The sequence below is a fragment of the Serratia proteamaculans genome, assembly GCF_946227095.1.
GTDB lineage: Bacteria > Pseudomonadota > Gammaproteobacteria > Enterobacterales > Enterobacteriaceae > Serratia > Serratia proteamaculans_E.
The window spans coordinates 146,280-159,219 of the sequence record NZ_CAMISV010000002.1 but is presented as its reverse complement, the minus strand read 5'-3'; the positions used below and the strand labels follow the sequence as shown (position 1 = coordinate 159,219).

Here is a 12,940-nt window from a genome sequence, read left to right as displayed (position 1 = left end):
AGGCGCCTTAAAACCTCATACAACGGCGCTAAGTGATTGTTGAGATTGAATTCACCTGTCATCGTTCAATTCGAAAAGGAACCGCTATGCATTCTGGCTTATTGAAAACCTTAGCACTCAGCGTGGCGATTGCCACCCTCAGCCCTTCAACCTGGGCCGCAAATCTCAACGCCGGCGCCGTGGCCGCACCTGACCAATACGGTGCCAAAGTGGCCGCACAAATTTTGCAGGCCGGCGGCAACGCGGTCGATGCGGCGGTCGCTACCGCTTTTACCCTGGCGGTGACCTATCCGGAAGCCGGTAACATTGGCGGCGGCGGTTTTATGACGCTGTACGTCGACGGCAAGCCCTACTTCCTCGATTACCGTGAAATCGCCCCCAAAGCCGCCACCAAAACCATGTACCTGAACGATAAAGGCGAGGTAATTGAAAACCTCAGCCTGGTGGGCACCAAAGCGGCCGGCGTGCCGGGCACGGTGCTGGGGCTGTGGGAAGCGCACAAACGCTTCGGCAAATTGCCTTGGGCCGAGTTGCTGACCCCGGCGATCGGTTACGCGCAGCAGGGCTTTAAGGTGGCCGATCAGCAATATCAGTACCGTGAGGACGCCAACAAGCTGTTCGCCGGTCAAACCAACTTCGGCGATTACTTTGGCAGCATGAAACCCGGCGCGGTGTTTAAACAGCCGGAGCTGGCCAAAACGCTGGAGCGTATCGCCAATAAAGGCGCGGACGATTTCTATCAGGGGGAAACGGCCAAACTGCTGGTGGCCCAAATGCAGCATGATGGCGGCCTGATCACCCAGGCGGACCTGACGGACTATCGAGTGAAATGGCGCGATCCGATGCAGATTTCCTGGCGTGGCAACACCCTTTACACCGCCCCGCTGCCCAGCTCTGGCGGCATCGCGCTGGCTCAGTTACTGGGCATCAAAGAGGATCGCGCTGCCGATTTCAAAGGAGTGGAACTGAACTCGGCGCGTTATATTCACCTGCTGTCGGAAATTGAAAAACGCGTATTTGCCGATCGTGCCGATTATCTCGGCGACCCCGACTTCGCCAAGGTCCCGGTTGCCCAGTTAATCGCCCCGGACTACCTGCAAAAACGCGCGGCGGAAATCAACCCGACGGCCATTTCACCGACCGAAAAAGTACGGCCGGGTCTGGAGCCGCACCAAACTACCCATTTCTCGATTGTTGATGCACAGGGCAACGCCGTCAGCAACACCTACACGCTGAACTGGGACTTCGGCAGCGGCGTGGTGGTGAAAGGCGCCGGCTTCCTGCTGAATGATGAAATGGACGACTTCAGCGCCAAACCGGGCGTGGCTAACGCCTTCGGCGTGGTCGGTAGCGACGCCAATGCCATTGAGCCGGGCAAACGCATGCTCTCTTCCATGAGCCCGACCATTATCACCCGCGACGGTAACGTCAGTCTGGTGATCGGCACTCCCGGCGGTTCGCGCATTTTTACCTCGATTTTCCAGGTGATAAACAATATTTATGATTATCAGTTGCCATTGGACAAAGCGGTGGCCGCCCAGCGCGTTCATCACCAACTGCTGCCGAAAGATACCATCTTCTATGATGGCTTTGCCCCGCTGACCGGCAAAGTGGCCGAACAGTTGAAAGCGATGGGCTATAAGCTGGAAGATCAGGGCTGGTATATGGGGGATATTCAGGTGATCCGCGTCAACGGTGATACGCCAGAGACGGCATCTGACCCACGTGGCCGCGGCGTAGGCCTGGTAGTGAAGAAATAATTGAAAATGGCCGGCCCGGTGACAGCAACCGGGCCGGCCAACATGGTGTTACTGCTTACGCGTCCAACCGTCCCTCTGATCGTTCTTCACTACCTCAATGAAGGACTCAGGCAGCAGGTTGCGGAACAAACCATTCTCTTCTTCGATAACGCTGACCATTTTGTCCACCATCTCCTGCGGATCGAACTGATCGAAAGGGAACTTGAGCTTGCTGTGGTCAATAAAGTTCACCTTAGGGTCGTACCACACTTTGAAACTTTCCATCATGCGATCATTAAAGCCGGTCAGATAAGGGCCGGGGTTGACCGTGGCCACCTTCACGCCAAAATCGGCCAGCTCCATGCGCAAGGATTCGGCAATCGCCTCCAGTGCATGTTTGGACGCACAATAAGCGCCGGTAAAAGCGCCGGTCAGCAAGCCGGCAACGGAAGAAACGAACACTATCTTGCCGCTCTTACGCCCCACCATTTGTTTAATAAACCCCTGAGTCAGCGCCATACTGGAAAATACGTTGGTCTCAAACTAGGATCGCAGCACGTCGATAGGCATTTCTGCCACCGCACCGGCTTCGGCAATACCGGCATTGTTGAACAACACGTCAATATCCCATTTCCACGCATACTCCCGATCCCTGCGGTCCAAAATATCCAGTTTTTCAACCTGCAGCGTAACGCCGCGCTGTTTGGCAGCCTCAAGCAACTGGGTGACCTGCGGCGTGAGCTGGACACCGGCGATCACCTTATGCCCGCGCGCTGCCAGTGCCAGTGAAACCTCCCGGCCAAAACCGGACCCTGCGCCTGTCACTAATACTGTTTTATTAACCATCTGATTATTTCCTCTGTTCACATTGATAGGGCTAGCACTCAGGGTTACAGCGGGTAACACCGACGTCGCCGCCACCACGCCGCTGCTGATAATAAATTTCCTGCGGGTTATTTCAGGCATGCAGCCTCCTTCTGCCGAGGCAGAATGGTATAAATGGTTAGATATCGCTTTATTTAATGAATGTACTTAATACTGGTATGGTATTTATTTCAGACTGGTCTCTGCAATATAAGCATCCTCATGAGACTTGGCGCCGGAAATGCCAATTGCGCCAATAAATTCATTCGCAGATGAATAGACTGGCAGTCCGCCGGCAAAAGAAGCCAGCCCCTGATTGCTGTGCTCAATCGACCACAACTCTTGTCCTGAACCAGAGAGCCGGCCCAAGTCGGCACTGGGAATACGAAATAACGCTGAAGTTTTCGCTTTCCTTTGGGCTAAATCAATGGCCCCCAGCGGGGTATTATCCATGCGGGCAAAGGCGATCATATTGGCGCCGTCATCATAGACACAAATACAAACCGCCAACCCCTGCTGTTGCGCGGTGCTGACCCCTTTGGCAATAATCTGCTGGGCATAATCCAGCGAGAACGTTCCTGACATGGCAAGTAACCCCCGTTAATAAATACGAAACTGGGGGAAACTATAAAGTTGCGCTAGGATGTGAACAATACCCACTCACCTGACAACAGTTGTTAGTTTATCTTATGAATAGACAAGATCCGCTTAACGGCATTCACCTGTTTTTGACCGTGGTCGAAGCCGGCAATTTCTCTCGCGCAGCCGCCATGCTCAGCGTCACGCCAGCCGCAGTCAGCCTGAGGATCGGGCAACTGGAAACCGAACTGGCGGTGAAGCTGTTTCATCGCTCGACGCGTAGCGTCAGTCTCAGTGAGGCCGGTGAGTGGTTCTATCAAAGTGTGGCGCCTTTTTATCAACATATACTTAATGCCCGCGAAGGCCTGCATCAGAGTCAGGACCTGCCGTCTGGCCATCTGCGCATCACCGCCGTACAAATGGCAAAAGAACTGCTTAAAGCGCCATTCCTGGCAGAATTCAACCGACTTTATGCGCAGATCACCCTGGAAATAAATTACGAAGATCATCTGATAGACATTATTCAGGAGCGGATCGATGTGGGTATTCGGCTGGCGGATAAATTACAACCCGGCATGGTTGGCGTACAAATAACTCCGGCACTGCCTTGTGCCCTTATCGCCTCACGCGATTATATTGCAAAATATGCGGCTCCAACGAATATTGCCGAGTTACAGCAACATCGTTGCATACGTTTTCGCTTCCCCGACCGTGGCATATTGCATAAGTGGTCGCTGACCGATGGCGAGCAAGATCATGACATTGACCTGCCGGGAGTGTTTATTACCGACAACACCGAGGCTATTATTGAGGCCGCTCGGGCGGGCATTGGCATTGCTCATGTGTTTTTACGGCACAGGATCAAACAAGAGCTTGAGGCGGGGACCTTGATCGAAATAATGCCGGGGTATTGCCGCCCACTGCCACCGATGTGGGTCTATTACGCCAACCGCAAATATGTACCCAAAAAAGTCAGGGTATTTATTGATGAATTAAAACGCCACAGCCAGACGCTGTCGTGGTGAAGCCTGCCCCGTCATCACGGGGCAGGCTCAGGGTTATCCGCCGGCTTTATTCAGCGCAGCGTTCGACAATTCGCCGTAAACCACCTGGCCACGGAAACCACGACGTACCTGCTGGAACAGGGCTCGGAATGCCGGATAATCCTGTGGCTGGCAAAGTGCATCCTTGCCGCGAATGGCATTCATCTGCAACCGATGGTTGACGACCACCTGCTGCCCCTTGAGTTGCCATTCCACCTGGTATTGGCCGGCCGCATTGCTGAATTTTTGGTTCTTGGGAATGGCGATAATCGGCACTCCGGCAGGCAATTGCAGGCGATAGGTTTCATCATAGTGCTGTGCGGTGCAATAAAACGGCGTCTCGTTGGTCGGCGCTGAAGTGGTTGAATAAAGCGTTCTGAAAGACTTACCGCCGGGCGGTGTTGGCACCGTCATACCCCCTACCACGCTAAAATCAACATAGTCCTCGGCCTTGAAACGATAGCTGTAACCAAACTGCTTTTTGAGATTGAGCGGATCGCCTTGCATCACAATTTTCCCACGCCCATCAATGCCGGAAGAGGCCATGATGGTTTCTTCAACCCGCGTCTGATTCTGCTGATTGATATGGGAAAAATACCCTCTCAGGTCGATCTCATCCACTTCCCCCAAATTACGTTCGGTTTGTCCGCGCATATTGCCCGACTTATCGAATTCGAAATCCACGCTGAGTGAGGTGTTATTACGCAGTTCATCATTGTCTGGGGTACGCGCCAATTTCGCTTCGCGAGTGAGCAACACCGGCGCCCCAAGATCGGCCCCCGGCAGTTGACCAAAACGGGCCCAGGGATTGGTGGAATCCAGATACAGCTTGAACTCCGGCACATAGGTAATGGCATGGTTAAAACGGCCCAACAGCGGTACCGTCGGCAGAACCGGCCCTTCATCCATGCCAATCAGCACCGGCGAACTGTCAATGCCCTTGGCGGCTAACAGCGCCTCCAGCAGCACCACGTGATCCTTGCAGTCACCGTAATGGTTATCAAGGATGCTCTGCGCCGGATTCGGCTCCAGCCCACCGTTACCCAAATACACGGCAACGTAACGAATATTCTGTGCCACCCAACGGTAGAGAGCCGCCGTCTGTTCACGACGATCGCTGATACCGCTGGTGATTTGATCCGCCAGAGTTTGGATCGCCGGGGTGACTTTCGCCGCCTCGCCGGCTTTCAATTGGTAGGCTTTGGCCAGCTGTGGCCATTCACGGTAGGTACTGGCCATGATGGTTGGGCTGAATGTCCAACTGTTGGCCGACCAGTTCTGTGCTTTCAGCGGGTCGCTGCGTTGATAACGCCAGCGCCAATGCGCCTGGCCGTCACGGACCTGCGGCGTATTACCCCCCTCAACTCCCCGGGTAAAGACATGCATCGGCAAGTCAGCCGGCGCATGCAAGTTAACTTCCGCATCATCAAATTGATCGAATACGCTGAAAGTTTCCCACAGGCCGAAGTAGTCCGGGAAATACGGAGTATTTTGCGTGCGGCGTAGCTCATACACCACGCGAGACCCCGGAGCCAGGTTGGAGAACACGATAACTCGCACCTTGCGATCGGCATACAGCGGTGCGGAAGCGCTGGAGTAACTTTCCTGGGTATAGATACGATCGGGCGCTACGTCATGGCGCTGGCCATCAGCCGTCAGCGTATAGGCCGAAATCACCTCCAGCGTTTCCATTTTCTCGCTGTAACTCAGGCGGATTTGGCTGAACTTTTCGACGGCGGCTTTGGTTTTGAGCAGAACTTCATAGCTCTCGGTTTTCACATTACTGGCATTGGCCCGCACTTGATAATCGGCGCGGTAGCGCACAAAGCTAAAATCATTGCGCACCGCGGCTTCCTGCGCGCTAGCCGTCGTAGGGGTATCAGCAGCCAGCAGCATGGCAGGTTGTGCTGCCGTCAGGCCGGCGAGCACCAGTATTGAGGAGATAGCGATTTGCATCTTCAATCCTTGAAGGTTTATTTAATCATAACGGTGGCCTTAATCAGGGCCAGGCCACGGTCGCAACAAGCAGGTACGCCAGTATAAATGAGAAACATTACCAATAAAATACTGATTCGCCTGACAGGATCCGATGTATCATCCGGGGCAGAAAGTTTCAAAATGACAAAGGCCACGTTTTAAAAGGAAGGCTATTGATGGAAAGTATCATTATCGAGAAAGCGAAAAAAACGGATGCCGCAGAAATTGTAAGGCTGATATCCCTGGCCGATAAAGATGCGGTACTGGCTCTTTCCGGTAAAGATGATATTGATAATGCTCTGCGTCAGTATGAAATAAACTTCGGTCGTGAGGATATCTATTTCAGCTACAAGAATATCTTTGTGGCACGCAGCAACCGCCAGATCCTTGGCTGCATCCTCTACTTCCGGGGCGAAGATGAGTCCAGTTTCCAGTCCATCTCGGAACGTCCACTTGAAATGGAAATGGAAAATGAATCTGATCCCGATGAAATCTACATTGACTCACTGGCAGTGCTGCCGGAGTGCCGGGGAAAGGGGATCGCCAAGCAGCTGGTTAAACAGGTCACTCTTGAAGCCAGAAAACAGGGGTTTCAAAAGGTAGGCTTGCTGGCTGACAAGAACAAAGCCTATCTGGGCAGAATGTACCAAACGCTGGGGTTTAACGTCACGGCCGAGGTGAGTCTGCTTAACGACCATTACGAAAAAATGACCTTCTACACAGAACCATCATGTTCCTGAAACTGTCCCTCTCCCAAAGGAGAGGGATTGAGCTAGCCTTGCTCTATCAGCATCACCGCCGTGGTATCCGCTGCCAGGGCTTCGAAGATATGCTCCCGATCGGCGGAGTAACTGATGTAATCCCCCGGACTCAACTCTACCGCCTGGTCTTTCGGTCCCACTAGCGCCCTGCCACTGCTGATAATCACGTGCTCAATGGTCCCCGGCATATGCGGCCGCGAGATGCGCGTTTCGCCCGGTTGAACGCTCAGACGGTAAATATCGCGCTGGGCTCCCGGCGGACACGTCGCCAATAAGGTGGCGGCGTAATTGGCCTGTTCGGAAACGGTAGTGACTCCTTCGTTAGCGCGGATCACCTGAACGTGCTGGCGCGGCTGGGAAATTAACCGGCTGACCGGTACGTCCAGCGCCATCGCCAACGCCCACAGCGTTTCCAGACTAGGGTTGCCGCTGCCGGTTTCCAGCTGTGAAAGCGTCGATTTGGCTATCCCGGCCCGTCGGGCCAGTTCGGTAACCGATAGCCCCAACCGCTCGCGTTCCCGGCGAATGGCGGTCGAAAGCAGGCCGATCGGCGTGGCGTTATTGCAGATGTCATCGCTCATTGTTCACCATACCATCCATTTGTTCGACTTGACGAACGCTTGCGAGCTGTTCATCATAATGTTCAGTTGTTCATTTTAATGGTAACCGCTTCAGTCGGCAAGCGCTGAGCACCATCAGGGAGAAGGGATATGCAGGTAAAAACCAGTGGCGTCATGCAGATGACCCTCGCCATGGTCATTTCCGGCACCGTGGGGTGGCCGGTAGTGATGCTGGGGCAACCGGCCACCACGGTGGTTTTCTGGCGCTGTGCGTTTGGTGCGCTGGCGATGTTGGTGGTTTGTGCCCTGCTCGGCCTGCTGAAAAAAGGCCTGCTGACCCGACGACAGGCCGCGATAGCGGTGCTGGGTGGCATAGCGCTGGTGTTGAACTGGACGCTGCTGTTCGCTGCCTATTCCTACGCCTCTATCGCCGTGGCTACGGTCACCTACCACGTTCAGCCCTTTATGTTGGTCGGGCTGGGGGTGCTGTTTTTTGGTGAAAAACTGACGGCGACCAAGCTTGGTTGGCTGTTATTGGCCTTTGCCGGCATGTTGTTGATCATCACCGGCAAACAAAATGCTGGCGACGCCAGTTCTCATTACTTCACCGGCATATTACTGGCGCTGGGCGCCGCCTTTATGTATGCGCTAGCGGCGGCGATCGTCAAACAACTGAAAGCAGTGCCGCCGCATCTGATTGTGTTGATCCAGCTCTCCGTTGGCGCGGTACTGTTGGCCCCCTTCGCCGGTCTGGGCTCTCTGCCGTCAACGGCCAATGCCTGGTTGCTGCTGGCGACCCTGGGTCTGGTGCATACCGGGTTAATGTCCTCACTGCTGTACAGCGCGATCCAGAAAATCCCTACCAGCCTGGTGGGTGCCTTGTCCTTCATCTATCCGTTGGTGGCGATTATTGTCGACTGGAAGGTGTTCGGTCACCGCCTGAGCCTGCTGCAGCTGCTGGGTGCTGCCGCCATCTTGCTGGCTGCGGCGGGTATGAACTTTGGCTGGCGGTTGATGCGTGCGAAGAAAACGCCCCATCCGGCGGACGGGATCTAAATGCCGTAAAGATGGTCTTGATTACTGATACACCTGCGGCAAGGTTATCCCGAAAATATCAAAAGCTCAGCAAATTAAGGTATTCGCCCTGGCCGACAATAGCTGTTATTTATTGAGTCAGACACGGCGGAGGAATCAACGATGACGCTTTATCTGTGGAATAACCGGCTGAAACAGCGCGTCCGTTTCAGTTACTGGAATGAGCTGTGCGTGATTAACTAAATCGGGGGCCTATATTGGCCCCCACCAATTTTAAAACCCCTACCTGTCCTCAGTCTCGCTGCGTATATGACTGACCTGCTCTTGTAGATCGGGCCACGGTGCTTTCCCCGCATAATTTTGCCGCAGGTAGTTAAGCAACGCCGCTATCTGCCCATCATTCAGGTTATGACGGAATGCCGGCATATAACCCAGATTGATATTGGCCGGTTGCTGAATACCGTCCAGTACCACCCGAATGGCGTTGTCCGGCGTGTCGACAAACAGATTGGTGTTTAGCGCCAGCGAAGGCCGGACCCCGGCCATTTGCGCGCCCTTCTCCTGAGCATGGCAAGCCATGCAGGCCCCGGAGAAAATACGTGCCCCCTCGGTGGTTAACGGCTCGGTCTTTAATTCGGCCCAGTCATTCAACCGTTGAGCCTCTGCGACCTTGGGTTGTTCCGGGTGATAACTGCGAAGATAGGTGGCGATGGCCTGCAAGTCCTGCTCCGGCAGGCGTGAAAGCCCCTCTTCGATCACTGGCGCCATCGGCCCTGCTGCGACACCATGATTGGCCGAATACCCGCTGCGCATAAAGCTGAGCAAATCCTGCCGGGACCAGTCCAGCGGAGCCAAAGAACTGCCGGTGAGTGACGGTGCCGTCCAGGCTTCAGCCACGCCGCCGGTCAAATGCGCAGTGCCGCCTTTTTCGCCAAACATCAGATTGCGCGGTGAGTGACAGGCGCTGCAATGCCCAAGACCTTCAGTCAGATAAGCTCCCCGGTTCCACTCGGCACTTTGCTCAGGATCCGTTTTCATCGCACCCGGCGTCAGGAACAGCCAGTTCCAGGTCACTATGCCCTGGCGAATGTTAAACGGAAAACTCAGCGCGGTGACCGGCGGCTGGTAGCTCACTGCTGGCTGCGACATCAGATAGGCGTACAACGCCTGCAGATCTTCGTCACTGGTGCGGGTAAAGGCGGTATAGGGGAAGGCCGGGTAGAGATAGTGCCCTTCGCGATCCACCCCATGACGCATCGCCCGTTCAAAGGCGGCATAGGACCATTTGCCAATGCCGGTTTCGTTATCCGGCGTAATGTTGGTGGTATAGATGGTGCCGAACGGGATCTCCATCGCCAGTCCGCCGGTATTGCGTTTACCGCCCGGCCGGGTATGGCAGACCGAACAATCGCCGAGGTCGGCCAGCATTTTGCCACGGGCGATCTGTTGCTGACTAAAAGCGTGGGTCTCGTTCGCATCGCGTGGCGCAATTTCCGGCTGCCAACTGACAATCACACCGGCGACCACAACGGCGATGACCGCCAGACTGCCCCATCCGGCGACTTTCTTTAACTTGCCCATTATGACTTATCCCTTTCTGCGTTGGCGGAAGCCTGCTGTTTTAACGCCTTCAGCACCTGTTCAGGGGTGAAGGGCACTTCCCGCAGTCGTACACCCAGCGCGTCGAATAATGCATTGGCGATCGCTGCCGCACTCGGCACCGAGGCCGATTCCCCTGCGCCCATCGACGGCTCATCCGGGTAGTCCAGCAGTTGCACATCTACCTGCGGCAACTCATCAAACCGCAGAATTGGATAGCCGCCCCAGTCCAATGACGTCACCGCTGACGCATCAAAGGTGACAAACTCCTTCAGCACCCGACTGGCGGATTGAAGGATATTGCCGTGCACCTGATGACGCACCCCGGCCGGGTTGATGATGCGTCCGCAGTCATGGGTAACGAAGATTTTGTCGAGTTTGATCTGGCCGCTGTGGCGGTTAACGCTAAGGTCACACACCCAGGCTGCCCAGGCCGCGCCGAACCCCGGGAATTTGCTGTGAAAATAACGGGCATAGGCAAAGCCACGGCCACTTACCCATGCTTGTTCGCCCGTTGCCGGGTTGCGATGCGCCGGGCCATCCTGCCATCCTGCCTGTTTTTTTAAGGCATTGATTAACGCCACGGCGCGCGGGTCTTTCAGATATTGCAGACGGAAGGCGATCGGATCCTGCCCGGCGTGCCACGCCAGCTCATCAATCCACGATTCGTGGGCAAACACATTGGGCAACGCCGAAACCCCGCGCATCCACGAAGCCCGTACGATCGGCGCAGCATCCTGACAAATCACCCGCATATTCGGATATTCGTACTGAGGGATGGCGGTTCTGTCGCCCATCTGCTGCACATCGGCTCTATTGGCCACCTTACCGGTCAACACCAGTGACAATGTCACGGCGTTATTGGAGGGATAGCTGGTTTTCAGCTCGTAGGCCGCCACCTGCCGGTGTTGATCCAACCCACCGCGCACCCGCATCAACTGCCCGGTGCCCTTGGGTTCCCAACCCGACTCTTGCTCACGCATCAACTGCACTCTGACCGGTTTGCCGGTGGCCTGCGATAACAGCGCGGCATCTGCCGACACGTCATCGGCACAGTTGCGGCCATAACAACCGGAGGCCTCCATGCGATTGATATGCACCTGCTCAGGCTGCCTGTCGAGCAAATGGGCGATATCTTTACGCAGGTCATGAGGGTTTTGCGTGCCCGACCAGATTTCTGCATGTTCACTGCTGACATCGGCCACCGCACAGGAAGGGCCAATGGAGGCATGCTGATGATAAGGCCAGACGTAATCGGCATTGACCTCGGTGTGCAGCGAAGCCAGAGCAGCATCGACGCCCGCATCATCGCGCAGCACGCGATCGCTTTTCGGGTTATCCGCCAGCGCCGCCTGCAATCCCTGCACCGAAAGATCCGGTAGCCCGCTCCAGGGACGCCACACCGTCTTCAATTGCCGCATGGCTGCGATCGCCTGCTCTTCGCGCTCGGCAACGATGCCGATAAAATCGTTAATCACCACCAGTTTCACGATGCCCGGCAGATGAGAGATAGAAGCCCGGTCCACCGACAGCAGCCCACTGCCCAGGGGAGCACTGCTGTCCGCACCGGTATAAGGCGGGCGCACCACTCTGCCGTGTAACATGCCCGGCAGCCGCAGATCGTGCACGTAGGTCAATTGACCGGTGACCTTGGCCGGGATATCCACCCGCGGCACGGCTTTGCCGACGTAGCGGCTGTCTGCCACGCTTTTCAGCTTGACCGTTTTATCCAGTGCAACCTGTAAGTTCTGTCCGTTGGCCAGGTCGCCATAGCTCAGGCTGACGTGGGGTTTGTCCACCGCAAACACCCGGCCATTTTCGGCCCGCAGTCTGTCCACCGGCAACGCGAAGGCGCGTGCGGCCAGCCCCAGCAACAACTGGCGTACCTGTGCCGCCGCCTGACGCAGCGGAATTGAGGTTACCTGAATAGTGGCACTGGCGATGGTCGGCCCCTGATCCGGCGTGCGCTGGGTATCCCCCAGAATGACCGTGACATGGTCAAAGGACACGCTGATTTCATCGGCAACAATTTGTGCCAACGCCGTGCGAATACCGGTACCGAGATCCACATGGCCATTAAAGGCAGTGACCTGGCCATCTGCGGTCAGGCCAATAAAACTGTCCACGCGATCCAGCGGCAGGTCGCCCACGGCGGCAGGCGTATCGGCCAGGGCATTGAGTGAAACGGGCAGCAGACTGCTGACCATCACCAGCCCTCCTGCCTGTAACAGGCGACGTCGGGTGAGTTCCAGGCGGCTCATGACTGCCCCCTTTCGGCCAGCAGTTGTCGGGCTTTGGCGGCGGCCCGCAAGATCTCAATATGGGTGCCGCAGCGGCACAGGTTATAGGCCAGTTCATTTTTAATTTGTTGTTCATCGGCCTGCGGATTGCGCTCAAATAGCGCAACCAGCGTCATGATCATACCGTTGGTGCAATAACCGCACTGCGCGGCCTGCTCATCGATAAAGCCCTGTTGAACCGGGTGCAGTTGCCCCGCTTCGCTTAGGCCTTCCAGCGTGGTAACAGATTTATTGATGGCACCGCTCAGTGGGATAGAACAGGAACGAGCGGCAACGCCGTCGATCAACACCGTACAGGCACCGCACTCCCCCAGACCACAGCCATATTTGGGGCCGTTGAGGCCAAGATCATTGCGTAACACGTAGAGTAAAGGCGTCTCGGGCGAGACGTCATCGAGTGCGACCATCCGGCCGTTTATTTTAATTTCCATGGTGAAATATATCCTTAACCAAACGGATTTCTCCGTAATATCACTGCAGTGA

The 12,940-nt window shown here is 55.6% G+C and carries 10 protein-coding genes and 1 pseudogene; 4 read left to right on the top strand and 7 right to left on the bottom strand.

The genetic code is table 11. The annotated features are described in order from the left end of the window. Positions 1 to 86 precede the first annotated feature (86 nt). Positions 87 to 1,760 (top strand): gamma-glutamyltransferase, encoded by a 1,674-nt coding sequence (gene ggt, locus OC597_RS04440; RefSeq protein WP_262207709.1) that lies wholly within the window; start codon positions 87 to 89, stop codon positions 1,758 to 1,760. Between the two features lie 48 nt (positions 1,761 to 1,808). Here ggt and OC597_RS04435 read toward each other — a convergent pair. Further along, positions 1,809 to 2,585, bottom strand: a pseudogene (locus OC597_RS04435) (SDR family oxidoreductase). A gap of 204 nt (positions 2,586 to 2,789) precedes the next feature. Further along, complete coding sequence (locus OC597_RS04430) at positions 2,790 to 3,188, bottom strand: GlcG/HbpS family heme-binding protein (protein WP_261284642.1); 399 nt, start codon at positions 3,186 to 3,188, stop codon at positions 2,790 to 2,792. Positions 3,189 to 3,292: 104 nt separating this feature from the next. Between OC597_RS04430 and OC597_RS04425 the strand changes: the two genes are divergently transcribed. After that, complete coding sequence (locus OC597_RS04425; protein WP_261254175.1) at positions 3,293 to 4,207, top strand: LysR family transcriptional regulator; 915 nt, start codon at positions 3,293 to 3,295, stop codon at positions 4,205 to 4,207. Positions 4,208 to 4,240: 33 nt separating this feature from the next. Here OC597_RS04425 and OC597_RS04420 read toward each other — a convergent pair whose 3' ends face one another. After that, positions 4,241 to 6,181 (bottom strand): DUF3857 domain-containing protein, encoded by a 1,941-nt coding sequence (locus tag OC597_RS04420; RefSeq protein WP_261284643.1) that lies wholly within the window; start codon positions 6,179 to 6,181, stop codon positions 4,241 to 4,243. 197 nt (positions 6,182 to 6,378) lie between these two features. Between OC597_RS04420 and OC597_RS04415 the strand changes: the two genes are divergently transcribed. Then, positions 6,379 to 6,942, top strand: a complete 564-nt coding sequence (locus OC597_RS04415) for a GNAT family N-acetyltransferase (RefSeq protein ID WP_262207707.1) — start codon at positions 6,379 to 6,381, stop codon at positions 6,940 to 6,942. A gap of 32 nt (positions 6,943 to 6,974) precedes the next feature. On the opposite strand, the gene OC597_RS04410 is transcribed toward OC597_RS04415, so the two are convergent. Further along, a complete protein-coding gene (locus OC597_RS04410; RefSeq protein ID WP_261254146.1) occupies positions 6,975 to 7,544 on the bottom strand; it encodes a helix-turn-helix domain-containing protein in 570 nt (189 codons plus the stop codon). A 129-nt stretch (positions 7,545 to 7,673) separates the two neighbouring features. Between OC597_RS04410 and OC597_RS04405 the strand changes: the two genes are divergently transcribed. Beyond that, entirely contained in the window at positions 7,674 to 8,579 is a 906-nt protein-coding gene (locus tag OC597_RS04405; RefSeq protein ID WP_262207705.1) for a DMT family transporter, read from the top strand. 261 nt (positions 8,580 to 8,840) lie between these two features. Here the strand turns inward: OC597_RS04405 and OC597_RS04400 are convergent, their stop codons facing one another. Genes OC597_RS04400 through OC597_RS04390 form a run of 3 tightly spaced genes read right to left on the bottom strand, consistent with a single transcriptional unit; the run spans position 8,841 to position 12,888 of the window. Continuing rightward, positions 8,841 to 10,139 (bottom strand): c-type cytochrome, encoded by a 1,299-nt coding sequence (locus tag OC597_RS04400; protein WP_262207703.1) that lies wholly within the window; start codon positions 10,137 to 10,139, stop codon positions 8,841 to 8,843. Beyond that, the gene (locus OC597_RS04395) at positions 10,139 to 12,418 is read right to left on the bottom strand and encodes a xanthine dehydrogenase family protein molybdopterin-binding subunit (protein ID WP_262207702.1); all 2,280 of its coding nucleotides are present in this window, start codon (positions 12,416 to 12,418) and stop codon (positions 10,139 to 10,141) included. Before OC597_RS04395 ends, OC597_RS04400 begins: the two co-directional genes overlap by 1 nt. After that, entirely contained in the window at positions 12,415 to 12,888 is a 474-nt protein-coding gene (locus OC597_RS04390; RefSeq protein ID WP_099063015.1) for a (2Fe-2S)-binding protein, read from the bottom strand. Before OC597_RS04390 ends, OC597_RS04395 begins: the two co-directional genes overlap by 4 nt. Positions 12,889 to 12,940: the final 52 nt, after the last annotated feature.